The organism is Streptomyces sp. NPDC094032, assembly GCF_040303965.1.
Taxonomy (GTDB): domain Bacteria; phylum Actinomycetota; class Actinomycetes; order Streptomycetales; family Streptomycetaceae; genus Streptomyces.
Genome location: NZ_JBEOUE010000016.1, coordinates 14,686 through 31,172, shown reverse-complemented (window position 1 = coordinate 31,172; position 16,487 = coordinate 14,686). Strand labels below are relative to the sequence as shown.

Sequence of the window (16,487 nt, the reverse complement as noted above, 5' to 3'; positions counted from 1 at the left end):
CCTGAGGCCCGGGAGGCCTGCCGGCCCCGGTGGGCCGGCTCTGGAGGTGACCTCGGGGGACCAGGGGCCGAGCGACACGCGGGCGGTGACGTCCGCGATGTCTTCGCGCACCCGGCACCGGACCACGGCGGCGCCCTGCGCGGCCGCCACCCGCGCCGCGGCCGCGCAGGCGTCCGCTTCCCCCCACAGTGCCCGGTCGGCCGCCGCGAGGGCCGCCAGGTCGGCCGCTCCGCCCGCGCGGTGCCGCGCGGCCACCGCCTGGCCCAGTGCGAGCACGGCGCCGAACACCACGCACAGGGCGCAGGCGGCGAACGCCGTCCATACGGTCGCCGCGCCCCGGTCGCCGCCCCTCACGGCGCCACCACCCCCACCGTGTCCTCGGCGAGCGCCGCCGCACCGGCCCGCAGCGTCAGCCCCAGGCCGCCGGGACCGGGCGCCGGCGCCTCCACCGTCACCCGCCACAGCTCGCCCGACCGCGCCACGGTGACCCTGGCGCCGTCCGGGGCCGCTGCCCGCGCCGCCGCCTCCGCCGCCGCCACCGGCTCCGAACGGGCCACCGCCCGCGCTCCGGCCCGTGCCGCGTCCACGCATCGGATCTGCGCCCCGGCCGCCCCCAGGGCCCACAGCAGGGCTGCCGTGAACAACACCAGGGCGGGCAGTGCCACCGCGGTCTCGGCGGTGACCGAACCCCGGTCGGAACGACGCTCAGAACGGCACATCGAGGGCCTTCCCGATCACCGATTCCAACGCCTTCGTGACCGCCCCACTGGTGAGCACCTTGTAGAGCACCGCCGCGAACGCCGCCGCGGCGATCGTGCCCATCGCGTACTCCGTGGTGCTCATGCCCGCGTCCCTGCGCGCCGCCACCCGCCTGACCCGCCACCAGCCGTGCAGCACCGTCCTGAACGTGCCGACCTTCACCAGGTCCACCGCCCGCCTCGTCGCCATCCCCGTCATCGTCTTCGTCTCCGTCCACATCACGTGCGCCTCCTTCTCCTTCATCGCGTTCATCGCGTTCATCGCGTTCATCGCGTTCATCGCGTTCATCGCGTTCCGTCCCCTCGTCCGCTCACCCGCCGCCCAGAAGCCCGGTCGCCAGGCCGATGACCACCGGGGCCACCCCCACCGCCAGGAAGGCGGGCAGGAAGCAGAGGCCCACCGGCGCGGTGATCAGCACCTGCGCCCGCTGCGCCCGGGTCGCCGCCGCGCGGGCGCGGGCCGCCCTCAGGGCGTCGGCGTGCCGGGCCACCGCCTCCGCCGCGGGAGCCCCGGAGGAGGCGGCCCGCTCCATGCATCTGGCCAGCCCCTCCGCGCCCGGTATCGCGCCGAACCTCCGCCACACCTCCGCCGGTTCGCCGCCGAGCCGCAGCTCGGCCGCCGTACGGATCAGGCGTTCGCCGACCGGCCCGCCCAACGACCGCCCCACCGCCTCCGCCGACTCCCCGGGCCCCGCCCCGGCCGAGGCGCAGGCCGCCAACAGGTCTGCGGCCAGCGGGAGCTGACGGACGGCCTCCGCGTCCTCCGGCGTCGCGGCCGCCGGACGCCTCGCCCGCAGCCACCGCACCACCCAGGCCGCGCCGATCCCGGTCGCCAGGCCGGCAACCCCGCCGACCAGCACGTACCCGCCTACACCTGCCGCGCAGGGCACGGCCCAGACCCGCAGCCAGGGCGTAAGGGAGGCCCGGGGTGGCCGCGACGGAGCCGGCTCCGTCGCGAGCAGGCCCTCGATCCGGCGGCGCAGCCGCCCCTCGCGGCGCCGGTCGGCCACCGCACCCGCCGCCCACAACATGGCGCAGAGCGCCACCAGCACCGTCGTCACGGGCGCTCCCCTCGCCGCACGATCCGGGCCGCCCACCACAGCCCCACGGCTTCGAGAGCGCCACCGACGGCCAGACAGCCGAGGCCGGCCGGTGTGTGCAGCAGCACCCGCAGCGGGTGCGCGCCGAGCGCGGCCCCGAGGCCCAGTCCGGCGACCGGCAGCACCGCGAGGACCGCGACCGTCGCCCACGCCCCGGCCAACTGGGCGCGCAGCCGCTCCCGCTGGTCCCGATGGGCCCGGAGCGCCGCCTCCAGGCGGTCGAGTCCGGCGGCCAGGCCCACGCCGCCGTCCACCGCCACCTGCCAGCAGGCCGCCGTCCCGGCGAGCCCTTCGGCGCCGTCCTGCCGCGCCGCCCGCCGCAGCGCCTCGGGCACGTCCCCGCCGAACCGGGCCGCCGCCAGGACCGCCGCCTCCTGCCCGCCGAGCGCCCCCGTCGTCCGGGCGGCGAACGCGAGCGCCTGCGCGGGCTGCCACCCGGCTCTCAGCTCACCCGCGACCGCCCCGCACAGCGCCACCACTCCGTCGCCGCGCGCCTCCCGCTCCCGCCTGCTCCGGGCCGCCCGCAGCCGGCACCCCACCAGCGGCACCGCAGCAGCCCCCGCGAGCAGCGGCAGGAACGAGGCCCCGATCAGGGCGAGAACCGCCGCCACGGGCAGACTCAGCCACTCCGGCCGCCCCCGGGCGGCGTCCAGCCACCGCCGGAAGGCCACCGGCCAGGACACCGTGCCGCCGCCCGGCACCGCGAGGACCACCCGTGCCCTGCGGAGCGCCCGCTCCCGCTCGGCCGTCCACCACAGCGCACCTCCCGCGCAGAGCACCGCGGCCCCCTGCGCCGCCCCTCCGCCGCCGATCCCAGCGATCCCCACCGCGACCCCCGTCATCCCCGTCATCCCCGCACCTCCTCGCCCGTCATCGCTCCCCCGATCAGCGACCGCAGCCGCTCCCAGCCCCGCTCCCGCTGGAACCCGTCCGCCGCCCACCGCAGCGCGGGCACGGTCACCACCAGCCCCTCCCGGTCCCGGGCGAGGACGTGGACCTCGGCGATGCGCCGCTGCCCCGCCCGGTCCCGCACCACGTGCAGCACCGCCGAGAGGCCGGCGCCCAACTGGCTGTGCAGTGCGGCCCGGTCGAGCCCCGCCGCCGTGCCCAGGGCCTCCAGCCGGGCGGGGACGTCGGCCGCCGTGTTGGCGTGGACGGTCCCGCAGCCGCCCTCGTGGCCCGTGTTGAGGGCGGCCAGCAGGTCGACCGCTTCCGGGCCTCTGACCTCACCGACCACCAGCCGGTCCGGCCGCATCCGCAGCGCCTGCCGCACCAGGTCCCGCAGGGTCACGGACCCGGCGCCCTCCTGGTTGGGCGGGCGGGCCTCCAGGCGCACCACGTGCGGGTGATCGGGGCGCAGTTCGGCCGAGTCCTCGGCGATGACGATCCGCTCCCGGTCGCCCACCAGGCCGAGGAGCGTGGACAGCAGGGTGGTCTTGCCCGATCCGGTGCCTCCGCTGACCAGGAAGGAGACCCGGGCCTCGACCAGCGCCCGCAGCAGCGGCGCGCCGCCCGGCGGGACCGTGCCGGCCTCCGCGAGCTCCACCACGGAGAAGGCCCTCGGCCGCACCACCCGCAGCGACAGACAGGTGGAACCGACCGCGACCGGCGGCAGGACGGCGTGCATCCGGGTGCCGTCCGGCAGCCGGGCGTCCACCCAGGGCCTGGCGTCGTCGAGGCGGCGCCCGGCCACCGCCGCGAGCCGCTGCGCGAGGCGCCGTACGGCCGCCGCGTCCGGGAAGGTCACCCCCGTCGCCTCCAGGCCCGCGCCCCGGTCCACCCAGACCCGGTCGGGCGCCGAGACCAGCACGTCGGTGACGCGCGGGTCGGCGAGCAGCGGCTCCAGCGGCCCCGTGCCGACCAGCTCGCTCCGCAACTCCTCCGCCGCGCCGAGCACTTCGGCGTCACCGAGCAGCCGCCCCTGGGCCCGCAGCGCCGCCGCGACCCGCGCCGGGGTCGGCTCGGCGCCGCTCTCGGCGAGCCGCTGCCGCACGGCGTCGAGCAGCCCCGCCCCGCTCATGCCGCCCGCTCCGGCACGAGGACCCGCTCCCAGAACGCGGTGCAGAAGCGAGCGAGCCCGCCCCGGGCGTCGGCACCGGGCGGCGGGTCGCCGTCCCGGGCCGCCGAAAGCCCAGGGTCGTACGGGAGTTCACCGGCGAGGGGCAGCCGCAGGGCGTCGGCGATCCACCGCTCGTCGAGCCCGGGCGCGTACGGCCCGCGGACCACCGCGCGCAGGTCGCGCAGCACCATCCCCACCGTCGTGGCCACCCGGTGCGCGGCGGCGACCGCCCGCAACTCGCCGGGCACCAGCAGCAGTCCGAGGTCGAGCTGAGCGAGGGCCTCGGCGACCGCCCCGTCGATCCGGCGGGGCAGGTCGACCACGACCACTCCCCCGCGCCGGCGGGCCGCGGCGAGCACCGCGCGCATGGCCGCGGGCGGTACGGCCACCGAGTCGCCCCGGTCCCAGCTCAGTACCCGGAGCCCCCGCACCGAGGGCAGCGACTCCTCCAGGGCCCCGCCGGCCACCCGCCCCTTCGAGGCGGCGAAGTCGGGCCAGCGCCGCCCCTCGGCCCGCTCCCCGCCGAGCAGCACGTCGAGTCCGCCGCCGAGCGGGTCGCCGTCGACGAGCAGGGTGCGCCGGCCGGCCCTCGCGGCGGCGAGCGCGAGGGCGCAGGCGAGGGTCGAGGCGCCCGCGCCGCCGCGTCCGCCGATGACGCCGACGGTCAGCGCCTGCCTGCCGACGCCCTCGGCCGCGTCGGCGATCCGGTCCACGAGCCGGGTCTCGTCGCCGGGCAGGGTCAGCACGTCGTCCGCGCCCAGCTCGACGGCGCGCCGCCACACGCCCTGGTCGTCGCGGTCCCGGCCGACGAGCAGCACACCCGGCCGGCGGGTGGCCCCACGGCACCGGGCCGCGGCGTCGTCGCCGACGAGGACGAGCGGCGGATCGGTCCAGCCGCCGCCTCGCTCGGGCACGGTGTGGTGCACCTCCGCCTCGGCCCCCGCCGCGGCGCACAGCCGCAGCAGGTCGTCGAGGAGTGCGAGGTCCTCGGTCACGATCAGCGGCCTGGGCGGCCGGACCGCGCCGCCACCCGCACTTCCCCTCTCACTCCTGCTCGCCGGCGTTCCGGAAGCCTTCGATCCCTCCACGGCACACACCCCTCACGTGATTCCTGCGGTCCGCGAACTTCGCGACCGGAATCACCGTGACGCGGACTCGGAAATCGTGGGGATCTTGCTCGAGAACTGTGGATAACCCGGCTCTTGTGAATAACTTCGCCACCCGAACCGGGACTGCCCGGAGCGCAGCGCGGCGACTACGCTGAGTAGCGAAATGAGGGTGCGCATGCCCGCCCGGCCCTCGCCGGGACACAGGCCGAGGGGAGGTGCGGAAGTAGTGGAACATCGGACGAAAACGTGTCCGGACATGCGACGACCCCCGCCGGGGGGGAGAGCGGGGGTCGTCTCTCCGGCCGACTCGGGGGGGGAGGAGCCGGTCCGGGTTAGCACGGTCGCGAACGATCCGTGACTTCCATGGTGTACCCGAGAGCCTTCTCAGGCAAACCCACGCGCCCCAGCGTACGCCGAATGGCGGGCACCTATGCTCGGGCTCGTGGAAAACCACTCGATGCCGCGCGCGGCCGCCTTCTTTGACCTGGACAAGACGGTCATTGCGAAGTCCTCGACGCTGACCTTCAGCAAGTCCTTCTACCGGGGCGGACTGATCAGTCGCCGGGCCGCGCTGCGGACGGCGTACATCCAGTTCGTGTTCCTGGTGGGCGGAGCCGACCACGACCAGATGGAGCGGATGCGCGAATACCTTTCCGCGCTCTGCAAAGGCTGGAACGTCGCACAGGTGAAGGAGCTCGTCGCCGAGACCCTGCACGATCTGATCGACCCGATCATCTACGACGAGGCGGCCTCGCTCATCGAGGGCCACCACGCCGCCGGGCGCGATGTCGTGATCGTCTCGACCTCGGGCGCCGAGGTGGTCGAGCCGATCGGCGAGATGCTGGGCGCCGACCGGGTGGTCGCCACCCGGATGGTCGTCGGCGAGGACGGCTGCTTCACCGGCGAGGTGGAGTACTACGCCTACGGCCCGACCAAGGCCGACGCGGTCCGGGAGCTCGCGGAGTCCGAGGGCTACGACCTCGCGCGCTGCTACGCCTACAGCGACTCGGCGACCGACCTGCCGATGCTGGAGTCGGTCGGCCACCCGTACGCCGTGAATCCCGACCGGACCCTGCGGCGCGAGGCGACCGCCCGGGACTGGCCGGTGCTCGTCTTCGACAAGCCGGTCCGGCTCAAGCAGCGGCTGCCCGAGTTCCGCCTGCCGCCCCGCCCGGCCCTGGTCGCCGCGGCGGCCGTGGGAGCGGCCGCCGCCACCGCCGGCCTCGTCTGGTACGCCAGCCGCCGCAGACAGGCCGCACTCGCTCAGGCGGCCGGTGCCGCCAAGGCCGCCAAGGCAGCCGCACTTGCCGATCGCTTTGCCCGGATTTGAGACGAAAGCAAAGAAGCGGAGCCAGGACTTTCGCTTCCTCCCGGACAGGAGTAGAAAGGAATCAGGCCCGCGAGACCTAGGACATCCGAGAGGATCACCTGTTGAGCATCACGGCCCCACGGACCTGAGTACGGAAACCTGGCACCCACGCGACGTCGACCCTTCGATTAAGGGCCAGCCGCACCAGGCGACGGGCAAAGTTCCCCGCCTGATGGGCACATATCGAGGACGCTTGGTAACTGGGTAGACGTGCCAGCGGCGGTACCGCTCCTTGGTACCGCCGCAACCCATGTCCCGGGCCGGAGCGGACCGTTCAGGCCGCGCCGCGCTGCAGCGCCTCGCAGACGGCCGTCGACTCCCGGACCCCCAGCTCCACCGCGCGCCCGCAGTGCGCGATCCAGGCGCCCACACCCTCCGGGGTGCCGGACAGATACCCCTCGAAGGCGGCGACGTAGGCCGCTCGTCCCAGCTCCGCGTGGCCGACCTCGGCCGGGCAGATCGACTTCGGGTCGAGCCCACTGCCGATCAGCACGATCCGCTCGGCGGCCCGCGCGATCAGGCCGTTGCGCGAGGTGAAGGGACGCAGGGCCAGCAGCTCGCCGTGCACCACGGCCGCCGTGACCAGGGCCGGGGCTTCGCCGCCCGCGATGATCAGGTCCGCGAGGCCGTCCAGCCGGCCCGAGACCTCGGCCGGGTCCGGCAGCGGCGCCTCGATCAGCGGTTCGTCGACCACCTCTCCCGCCTGGCGCGGCCGGCCCGTCGTGTCGCGCGGGTCGCCCTCGGCGACGAGGTGCAGCCGGGCGAGCACCCGCAGCGGGGACTGGCGCCAGATGGACAGGAGCTGTCCGCTCTCGGCGCCGAGCCGCAGGGCGGCGCCGACCGTGCGGGCCTCCTCGTCGCCGCGGAAGTCGGTCCTGCGGCGGACCTCCTCCAGGGCCCAGTCGGCACCCGCGAGGGCGGCCGAGCCGCGCGCGCCGCGCAGGGCCGCCTCGGAGGTGATCTCGTTGCTGCGGCGGCGCATCACACGGTGGCCGTAGACCCGGTCGACGGCCTTGCGTACGGAGTCCACCGAGTCGGCGACGCCCGGCAGGGAGCCGAGGGCGGCCAGGGGGTCAGAGGCGTGCGTACTCATAAGTAGGGAGGCTACGCGCCCCGGGGCGCCGCCCCACCTTGGAGTGGTCTTCTTCACGCACTTCGACCACGGGGCGCAAGCGAGCCACTACCCTAGGTGAACATGAAGATCGCTTTCGTGGGGAAGGGCGGCAGCGGCAAGACCACGCTGTCCTCGCTCTTCATCCGACACCTCGCCGCCGCCGGGGCCCCGGTCGTCGCGGTGGACGCCGACATCAACCAGCATCTCGGAGCGGCGCTCGGCCTCTCCGACGAGGAGGCCGCCGCGCTGCCCGCGATGGGCGCGCACCTGCCGCTGATCAAGGAGTATCTGCGGGGCTCCAACCCGCGGATCACCTCCTCCGACACCATGATCAAGACCACCCCTCCCGGGGAGGGCTCGCGGCTGCTGCGGGTCCGCGAGGAGAACCCCGTCTACGAGGCCTGCGCCCGCTCCGTGACGCTCGACGACGGCGGGATCCGGCTGATGGCCACGGGTCCGTTCACGGAGTCGGACCTCGGTGTGGCCTGCTACCACTCGAAGGTCGGCGCCGTGGAGCTGTGCCTGAACCACCTGGTGGACGGGGCCGACGAGTACGTGGTCGTCGACATGACCGCGGGCTCGGACTCGTTCGCCTCGGGGATGTTCACCCGCTTCGACATGACCTTCCTGGTCGCCGAGCCGACCCGCAAGGGCGTCTCCGTCTACCGCCAGTACAAGGAGTACGCACGGGACTTCGGCGTCGCGCTCCGGGTGATCGGCAACAAGGTGCAGGGCGCGGACGACGTGGAGTTCCTGCGCGCCGAGGTCGGCGACGACCTGCTGGTGACGGTCGGCCACTCCGACTGGGTCCGCTCCATGGAGAAGGGCCGCCCGCCCCGCTTCGAGCTCCTGGAGGCCAACAACCGCATGGCCCTGCAGGCTCTCCAGAACGCGGCGGACGACTCGTACGCCCACCGCGACTGGGAGCGCTACACGCGCCAGATGGTGCACTTCCACCTGAAGAACGCGGAGAGCTGGGGCAACGCCAAGACAGGGGCCGACCTGGCGGCGCAGGTCGACCCCGGGTTCGTACTCGCGGAAGGGCTCAGTGCCGTGCAGCCGGCTTGACCGGCGCCGGGGCGCCCGCGGGGGCGGCCGGCTGGGGGGCCAGGAAGGCCTGCCAGCCGGCCGGCGGGGCCTCGCCCACCTTCAGGGTGCGCATCTTGGCGACGACGTCCGGGTCCTGGGCGTCGAGCCAGTCGGCGAGCTGGCGGAAGGAGACGCACTTGACGTCCTTCTGCACACAGACCGTGGAGATCGTGTCCTCGATGGCGCGCATGTACGTGCCGCCGTTCCAGGACTCGAAGTGGTTGCCGATGATCAGCGGCGCGCGGTTGCCCCGGTACGAGCGCTCGAAGGCCTGCACGAGGCCGTCCCGCATCTGGTTGCCCCAGAACTCGTGCTGGGACGGGTCGCCCTGGGTCGTGCCGGACTGGTTCACGAGGAAGTTGTAGTCCATCGAGAGCGTCTGGAAGGCGCGGCCCGGGACCGGCACGAGCTGCATCGACAGATCCCACAGGCCCGTGTCCTTCTTGGGCCAGATCTGGTCGTTGACGCCGCTGGTGTCATAGCGGAAGCCCATCTGCGCCGCCGCCTGCACGAAGTTCTTGCGCCCCTCCAGGCAGGGGGTGCGGGCGCCGACGAGCTCCTTGTCGTAGTCGAACGGGAGCGGCTTCTCGCCCTTCAGTCCGGCGTTCGTCTTCCAGTTCTTGACGAAGGACTTGGCCTGGTTGATCTCGCTCTTCCACTCCTCGACCGACCAGGTGCCCACGCCCCCGTCCGCGCCGCAGAAGTGCCCGTTGAAGTGGGTGCCGACCTCGTTGCCCTCCTCCCACGCCCCGCGCAGCTCGCGCACGGTGTCGCGGATGCCCTGGACGTCGTTGAAGCCGATGTCGGAGCGGCCCGGGGAGTGCTGCGGCGGGTCGTACAGCTCGCGCTTGGACTCCGGCAGGAGGTACACGCCGCTGAGGAAGTACGTCATCGCCGCGCCGTACCGCTTGCCCACCTTGCGGAAGTGGGAGAAGAGCTTCTGGCTGTCCTCGCCGGCGCCGTCCCAGGAGAACACCACGAACTGCGGCGGCGCCTGACCCGGCTTCAGCCGCTGCCACACCGGCTGGTTCGGCTGGTTGCCGGTGAAGGCGGTGGAGCCGTCGCCGATCAGCCGCGTCGCACTCTGCGGGGCCGCGGCCGGCACCTTCTTGGCGCCCGGACCGGCCGGCCCGCCCTGATGGGCCGCGTCGCCGGAGCCCGAACAGCCGGCGAGACCGGCGGTCAGGGCGACGGCGAGGGCGCCGACGGCGAGCGTCCTCCTGGGCGTACGGACAGGGTCTCTTCTCCCGGCGGCTGTCATCCGCCCACCTCTCCTCGGATCCTCGGATTTCCGTACAAGCGGCGTCAACGTCGCACCAGAGCGGCCGAGGAGCGTCAACGACAAGCGGCGTTACTACGTTCTGTCACTAGATCCAGTGATTCATTGCCCTGTTTGCCCTGAAAATAATGCCGGAGTCTTTACTCTCCATTACCATTCATTTACTGAGTGTGATCCGATGCCCCACGGTGCCCCTATGCGCCCCTCGGTTCCACTCGGTGTCCCCGCCGCTGCACCCCGCACGAGCCGCGACCGCGCTGCCCCCGGAGGAGACGGGAACATGACCCTCTGCCCCCCTGCCCGTACGACCACCACCTCGACCACCGCCTCGACCGCCAGGCCCCGCGTCCGGGGGCCGCACGGCCCGCCGGACGGACCGCCGGACGGACCGCCCCGTCGTTTCCGCGTCGCGGGCGCGGACGTGTCCGCCTCGATCGCCGTCTTCCTCATCGCCCTGCCGCTCTCCCTCGGCATCGCCCTCGCCACCGGGGCGCCGCTCCAGGCAGGCCTGGTGGCCGCCGCCGTCGGCGGCATCGTCGCCGGCCGCCTCGGCGGCTCCCCGCTCCAGGTCAGCGGACCCGCCGCCGGTCTGACCGTGGTCACCGCCGAGCTGATCCAGCGCTACGGCTGGCGCACCACCTGCGCCATCACCGTCCTCGCCGGACTCGCCCAACTCGGCCTCGCCGCCCTGCGGGTGGCCCGGTCCGCGCTCGCCGTCTCCCCCGCCATCGTGCACGGGATGCTCGCGGGCATCGGCGTCACCATCGCCCTCGCGCAACTGCACATCGTGCTCGGCGGCACCCCCCAGAGCTCCACCGTGGACAACGCCCTGGGCCTGCCCTCCCAGCTGGCGGACGCGTCCGCCGCCGCGCTCGTCGTCAGCGGTCTCACCGTCACGCTGCTGCTGGTCTGGCCCCGTCTGCCCGGCCGTACGGGACGGATCCTGCGCACGGTGCCCGCCGCGCTCGCCGCGGTGGCCGCCGCCACGGCGGTCGCCTCGCTCACCGGACTCGGCGTGCCCCGGGTCGACCTGCCGTCCTGGAGCAGCCACGCGCTGCCCGGTCTGCCGGAGGGCCCGGTGCTCGGGATCGCGGCCGGAGTGCTCACCGTCACGCTGGTCACCAGCGTGCAGTCGCTGCTGTCCGCGGTCGCCGTCGACAAGCTGGCGGCGAAGCGCGCCACCGGCACCGGCACCACCGCCCCGCGCTCCCGCCTCGACCGCGAACTCGCGGGCCAGGGCGCGGCGAACATGGTCTCGGGCGCGCTCGGCGGCCTGCCGGTCGCCGGGGTCGCGGTCCGCAGCGTGGCGAACGTGTCGGCGGGCGCGGTCAGCCGCAACTCCTCGATACTGCACGGCCTGTGGATCGTGTTCGCCGCCCTGCTGCTCGCCCCCGTCCTCGACCTCATCCCGCTGCCCGCGCTCGCGGCGCTGGTGATGGTCGTCGGCGTCCAGATGGTCAGCATCACGCACATCCGCACGGTCACCCGTCACCGTGAAGTCCTGGTGTACGTGGTGACGGTGGCCGGAGTCGTCTTCGTCGGCATCCTCGAAGGCGTGGCGCTCGGCATCGCGGTGGCGGTCGCCGTCGCCATGCACCGTCTCGCCCGGACCAGGATCACCCGGGAGGAGCGGGACGGGCGCCAGGTGGTCCGTATCCGGGGCCAGTTGACCTTCCTCGCCGTGCCGCGGCTGAGCCGGGCCCTGCACCAGATCCCGCCGGGCGCCGACGCGGTGGTGGAGCTGGACGGCTCGTTCATGGACCACGCGGCGTTCGAGACGCTGCACGACTGGCAGTCGGCCCATCTCGCCCACGGCGGCACGGTGGAGACGACCGGCCCCGGTGGCGGCCGGATCGCCGAGCCGGCGCCGCCCGGCCGGTCCGCCACGGGCCCCGGTGCCGAGGCGGCCGACGCGCCCCACACCAAGGGCTCCGGCTCGCACGCGGTGACCGGCCACTCCTGCTGCCACCCCTGGACGCCCTGGCGCAACCACCAGTGCGGGGAGCAGCCGCCGGACGACGAGACCGGCGGCACCACGGGGCGGCGACTGGCCAGCGGCATCGGCGCGTTCCAGCGGAACACGGCCCCGCTGGTCCGGGACGAGCTGGCCCGGCTGGCCCGGGAGGGCCAGCGCCCCTCGCAGCTCTTCCTGACCTGCGCCGACTCCCGCCTGGTCACCAGCATGATCACCTCCAGCGGCCCGGGCGACCTGTTCACCGTGCGCAATGTGGGCAACCTGGTGCCGCTGCCGGGCGAGGAGAGCGGGGACGACTCCGTGGCGGCGGCGATCGAGTACGCGGTGGAGGTGCTGCGGGTCGAGTCGATCACGGTCTGCGGCCACTCCGGCTGCGGCGCGATGCAGGCGCTGCTGAACAGCCGCGCCGACGATCCGCCGAGCCCGCTGCGCCGTTGGCTGCGGCACGGCCGGCCGAGCCTGGAGCGGATGGCGAGCCGCCGGCACGCCTGGGCGCGGATCTCCGGGCGGCTGCCGGCCGACGCGGTCGAGCAGCTGTGCCTGACCAACGTGGTCCAGCAGTTGGAGCATCTGCGGGCGTACGAGCCGGTGGCGCGGCGGCTCGCCGACGGGACGCTGACCCTGCACGGGATGTACTTCCACGTGGGCGAGGCCCAGGCGTATCTGCTGGCCGGCACGGACGAGGTGCACAGCTACGACGACGTGTTCAACCAGGTGCCGCCGGGGGCCGCTTCGGAGGCGGGTCCGCTGGAGGCCGCCCGCGCGTCCTGAACCATTCGTTCCGTTCCTGCGTGAAAGTGGGTGGCCCCCGCTCTCCTCCGCTCGGGGGAGCGGGGGCCATCTCCGCGTATCGCCTCACAGGTCTAAACCAATTGCCCGGATGCTCTTGTCACCCGGGCATCCGCCTGATGAGCTATGACTCGGGACACACAGGCACATAGGGACGCCCTGGGAAAGGGAGATGTCGTGAGCAACGAATCCTTGGCCAATCTGCTCAAGGAAGAGCGCCGCTTCGCGCCGCCGGCCGCACTGGCCGCGGACGCCAACGTGACGGCGGAGGCCTACGAGCAGGCCAAGGCGGACAGGCTGGGCTTCTGGGCCGAGCAGGCCAAGCGGCTCTCCTGGGCCACCGAGCCGACCGAGACCCTCGACTGGTCGAATCCGCCGTTCGCCAAGTGGTTCGCCGACGGCGAGCTCAACGTCGCGTACAACTGCGTCGACCGCCATGTCGAGGCCGGCAACGGCGACCGTGTCGCCATCCACTTCGAGGGCGAGCCCGGCGACAGCCGGTCCATCACCTACGCCGAGCTGAAGGACGAGGTCTCCAGGGCCGCCAACGCCCTGACCGAGCTGGGCGTCCGCAAGGGCGACCGGGTCGCCGTCTACCTGCCGATGATCCCCGAGGCGGCCGTCACCATGCTGGCCTGCGCCCGCATCGGCGCCGCCCACTCGGTCGTCTTCGGCGGCTTCTCGGCCGACGCCGTCGCCTCCCGCATCCAGGACGCCGACGCCAAGCTGGTCGTCACCGCCGACGGCGGCTACCGCCGCGGCAAGCCCTCCGCGCTCAAGCCGGCCATCGACGAGGCCGTCGCCCGCTGCCCGCAGGTCGAGCACGTCCTCGTGGTCCGCCGCACCGGCCAGGAGACCGCCTTCACCGAGGGCCGGGACGTCTGGTGGGACGACATCGTCGCCCGCCAGTCCGCCGAGCACACCCCGGAGGCCTTCGAGGCGGAGCACCCGCTCTTCATCCTCTACACCTCCGGCACGACCGGTAAGCCGAAGGGCATCCTGCACACCTCCGGCGGCTACCTCACCCAGGCCGCGTACACCCACCACGCCGTCTTCGACCTCAAGCCGGAGACCGACGTCTACTGGTGCACGGCCGACATCGGCTGGGTCACCGGCCACTCGTACATCGTGTACGGCCCGCTGGCCAACGGAGCCACCCAGGTCATGTACGAGGGCACCCCGGACACCCCGCACCAGGGGCGCTTCTGGGAGATCATCCAGAAGTACAAGGTCAGCATCTTCTACACGGCGCCGACCGCGATCCGGATGTTCATGAAGTGGGGAGACGACATCCCCGCCAAGTACGACCTGTCGTCGCTGCGCGTCCTCGGCTCCGTCGGCGAGCCGATCAACCCCGAGGCGTGGATGTGGTACCGCAAGCAGATCGGTGCCGACAACTGCCCGATCGTGGACACCTGGTGGCAGACCGAGACCGGCGCGATGATGATCGCGCCGCTGCCCGGCGTCACGGAGACCAAGCCCGGCTCCGCCCAGCGCGCGCTCCCCGGCATCTCCGCCACCGTCGTCGACGACGAGGCCAACGAGGTCCCGAACGGGGGCGGCGGCTACCTGGTCCTCACCGAGCCGTGGCCGTCGATGCTCCGCACCATCTGGGGCGACGACCAGCGGTTCATCGACACCTACTGGTCCCGCTTCGAGGGCAAGTACTTCGCGGGCGACGGCGCGAAGAAGGACGAGGACGGCGACATCTGGCTGCTCGGCCGGGTCGACGACGTCATGCTCGTCTCGGGCCACAACATCTCGACCACCGAGGTCGAGTCCGCGCTGGTCTCCCACCCGGCCGTCGCCGAGGCCGCCGTGGTCGGCGCCGCCGACGAGACGACCGGCCAGGCCATCGTCGCCTTCGTGATCCTGCGCGGTACGGCGAGCGAGGACGACGCCCTCGTCGCCGACCTGCGCAACCACGTCGGCAAGACCCTCGGCCCGATCGCCAAGCCGAAGCGGGTGCTGCCGGTGGCCGAGCTGCCGAAGACCCGCTCCGGCAAGATCATGCGCCGTCTGCTGCGGGACGTCGCCGAGAACCGCGAGCTGGGCGACGTCACCACCCTGACGGACTCCTCGGTCATGGACCTCATCCAGACCAAGCTGCCGGCCGCCTCCAGCGAGGACTGAGCCCCGGCAACGCCCCAAGGCGCCCGCCCCGTATCACACGGGGCGGGCGCCTTCGCGTTGTCCACAGGCCGGAAGGGGCCTGGAGAGCGGGACGAAGCGGTTGTCCACAGATCCGGATGCTCACATGCCCGCGTCCGGTTATGCACCTAAAGTGAAGATCGCCGGACACCACCGCGCGTCGTTAGGTAAAGTAAGGATCGCGTCAGTGACGCGACAAGAAAACCTAGGTGCGCCGGGAAGTCTGGTCGGCATGTGCTTCGTCCTGCCCACCGACCGGAGGTTCTCATCGTGCCCGCGCCCGAGCCCACCACCACCGACCGCAAATTGCTCGGCCGGCTGTCGCTCCCCGAGCGCACCTACATCGCCGACGCGCTGCGCACCGAGACCGTCGGTGGCGTGCTGCTGCTGCTCGCCGCCATCGCCGCGCTCATCTGGGCCAACACACCGCTGAAGGCCAGCTACGAGACCATCAGCGACTTCCACATAGGCCCGGCCGCCCTCGGGCTCAACCTGTCGATCCAGCACTGGGCCGCCGACGGTCTGCTCGCGATCTTCTTCTTCGTCGCCGGCATCGAGCTCAAGCGCGAGCTCGTCGCGGGCGAGCTGCGCGACCCCAAGGCCGCCGCGCTCCCCGTGATCGCCGCCATCTGCGGTATGGCCGTGCCCGCGCTGGTCTACACGCTGGTCAACGTGGTCGGCAACGGCAGCTTCGACGGCTGGGCGGTGCCCACCGCCACGGACATCGCCTTCGCGCTCGCCGTCCTCGCCGTGATCGGCACCTCGCTGCCCTCGGCGCTGCGCGCCTTCCTGCTCACCCTCGCCGTCGTCGACGACCTGTTCGCCATCCTGATCATCGCGGTCTTCTTCACCGACGAGCTGAACTTCGCCGCCCTCGGCGGCGCCTTCGCCGGGCTCGTCGTCTTCTGGCTGCTGCTGCGCAAGGGCGTCCGCGGCTGGTACGTCTACGTCCCGCTCGCCCTGGTCATCTGGGGCCTGATGTACAACAGCGGCGTCCACGCCACCATCGCCGGTGTCGCCATGGGCCTCATGCTGCGCTGCACCACAAAGGAAGGCGAGGAGCACTCCCCCGGAGAGCACATCGAGCACCTTGTCCGGCCGATCTCCGCAGGCCTCGCCGTGCCGCTGTTCGCCCTGTTCTCGGCCGGCGTCACGATCTCCGGCGGCGCCCTGCGCGACGTCTTCACCCAGCCCGTCACCCTCGGCGTGCTCCTCGGTCTCGTCGTCGGCAAGGCCCTCGGCATCTTCGGCGGCACCTGGCTCGCCGCCCGCTTCACCAAAGCGGAGCTCAACCCCGAGCTGGCCTGGCCGGACGTCTTCGCCGTCGCCTCCCTCGCCGGCATCGGCTTCACCGTCTCGCTGCTCATCGGCGAGCTGGCCTTCGAGGACGACCCCGCGCTGATGAAGGAGGTGAAGGCCGCCGTCCTGGTCGGCTCCTTGATAGCCGCCGTGATCGCCTCCGTGCTGCTGAAGCTGCGGGTCCGCAAGTACCAGACGCTGATCGCGGACGAGGAGCGCGACGAGGACCACGACGGCATCCCGGACATGTACGAGGAGCACAACCCCGAGTTCCATCTGCGGATGGCGGAGATCTACGAGAAGAAGGCCGCCGAACACCGGCAGCGCGCCCAACTGGCGGGGGCATCGCGCGACGAGGCCGACCGTCCGGCATGATCTGAGGTCGGACCGTTACAG

The 16,487-nt window shown here is 73.1% G+C and carries 13 protein-coding genes and 1 pseudogene; 5 read left to right on the top strand and 9 right to left on the bottom strand.

The window, feature by feature from the left end; all coding sequences use genetic code 11:
* Positions 1-42 precede the first annotated feature (42 nt).
* The 7 genes and pseudogenes from ABTZ54_RS22295 to ssd form a co-directional block, all read right to left on the bottom strand.
* Positions 43-354: pseudogene (locus ABTZ54_RS22295) on the bottom strand (Rv3654c family TadE-like protein); the annotation flags it as partial.
* A complete protein-coding gene (locus ABTZ54_RS22290) occupies positions 351-719 on the bottom strand; it encodes a TadE family type IV pilus minor pilin (protein WP_351665873.1) in 369 nt (122 codons plus the stop codon). The pseudogene ABTZ54_RS22295 and the gene ABTZ54_RS22290, both read right to left, overlap by 4 nt.
* Positions 706-1,047: a DUF4244 domain-containing protein gene (locus ABTZ54_RS35725; protein WP_502997294.1), complete on the bottom strand. Its 342-nt coding sequence runs from the start codon at positions 1,045-1,047 to the stop codon at positions 706-708. Before ABTZ54_RS35725 ends, ABTZ54_RS22290 begins: the two co-directional genes overlap by 14 nt.
* 22 nt (positions 1,048-1,069) lie before the next feature.
* Positions 1,070-1,789, bottom strand: a complete 720-nt coding sequence (locus ABTZ54_RS22280) for a type II secretion system F family protein (protein ID WP_502997297.1) — start codon at positions 1,787-1,789, stop codon at positions 1,070-1,072.
* Between the two features lie 26 nt (positions 1,790-1,815).
* Complete coding sequence (locus ABTZ54_RS22275; protein WP_351666164.1) at positions 1,816-2,700, bottom strand: type II secretion system F family protein; 885 nt, start codon at positions 2,698-2,700, stop codon at positions 1,816-1,818.
* 5 nt (positions 2,701-2,705) lie between these two features.
* On the bottom strand, positions 2,706-3,878 hold the full coding sequence (locus ABTZ54_RS22270; RefSeq protein ID WP_351665869.1) for a TadA family conjugal transfer-associated ATPase: 1,173 nt from the start codon (positions 3,876-3,878) through the stop codon (positions 2,706-2,708).
* A complete protein-coding gene (gene ssd, locus ABTZ54_RS22265) occupies positions 3,875-4,918 on the bottom strand; it encodes a septum site-determining protein Ssd (RefSeq protein WP_351666162.1) in 1,044 nt (347 codons plus the stop codon). Before ssd ends, ABTZ54_RS22270 begins: the two co-directional genes overlap by 4 nt.
* 538 nt (positions 4,919-5,456) lie before the next feature.
* On the opposite strand from ssd, the gene ABTZ54_RS22260 reads away from it, so the two are divergent.
* Complete coding sequence (locus tag ABTZ54_RS22260) at positions 5,457-6,356, top strand: HAD family hydrolase (protein ID WP_351665867.1); 900 nt, start codon at positions 5,457-5,459, stop codon at positions 6,354-6,356.
* Positions 6,357-6,669: 313 nt separating this feature from the next.
* Here the strand turns inward: ABTZ54_RS22260 and ABTZ54_RS22255 are convergent, their stop codons facing one another.
* On the bottom strand, positions 6,670-7,488 hold the full coding sequence (locus ABTZ54_RS22255) for a Fic family protein (protein WP_351665865.1): 819 nt from the start codon (positions 7,486-7,488) through the stop codon (positions 6,670-6,672).
* Between the two features lie 102 nt (positions 7,489-7,590).
* Between ABTZ54_RS22255 and ABTZ54_RS22250 the strand changes: the two genes are divergently transcribed.
* Positions 7,591-8,577, top strand: coding sequence for an ATP-binding protein (locus ABTZ54_RS22250; protein ID WP_351665863.1), 987 nt, complete (start codon positions 7,591-7,593; stop codon positions 8,575-8,577).
* Here the strand turns inward: ABTZ54_RS22250 and ABTZ54_RS22245 are convergent.
* Complete coding sequence (locus ABTZ54_RS22245; protein ID WP_351665861.1) at positions 8,555-9,859, bottom strand: polysaccharide deacetylase family protein; 1,305 nt, start codon at positions 9,857-9,859, stop codon at positions 8,555-8,557. The genes ABTZ54_RS22250 and ABTZ54_RS22245 overlap by 23 nt on opposite strands.
* Positions 9,860-10,157: 298 nt before the next feature.
* On the opposite strand from ABTZ54_RS22245, the gene ABTZ54_RS22240 reads away from it, so the two are divergent.
* The 3 genes from ABTZ54_RS22240 (at position 10,158) to nhaA (ending at position 16,466) form a co-directional block, all read left to right on the top strand.
* The gene (locus tag ABTZ54_RS22240; RefSeq protein ID WP_351665859.1) at positions 10,158-12,623 is read left to right on the top strand and encodes a SulP family inorganic anion transporter; all 2,466 of its coding nucleotides are present in this window, start codon (positions 10,158-10,160) and stop codon (positions 12,621-12,623) included.
* 144 nt (positions 12,624-12,767) lie between these two features.
* On the top strand, positions 12,768-14,774 hold the full coding sequence (gene acs, locus ABTZ54_RS22235) for an acetate--CoA ligase (RefSeq protein ID WP_351665857.1): 2,007 nt from the start codon (positions 12,768-12,770) through the stop codon (positions 14,772-14,774).
* 288 nt (positions 14,775-15,062) lie between these two features.
* On the top strand, positions 15,063-16,466 hold the full coding sequence (gene nhaA / locus ABTZ54_RS22230) for a Na+/H+ antiporter NhaA (protein ID WP_351665855.1): 1,404 nt from the start codon (positions 15,063-15,065) through the stop codon (positions 16,464-16,466).
* Positions 16,467-16,487: the final 21 nt, after the last annotated feature.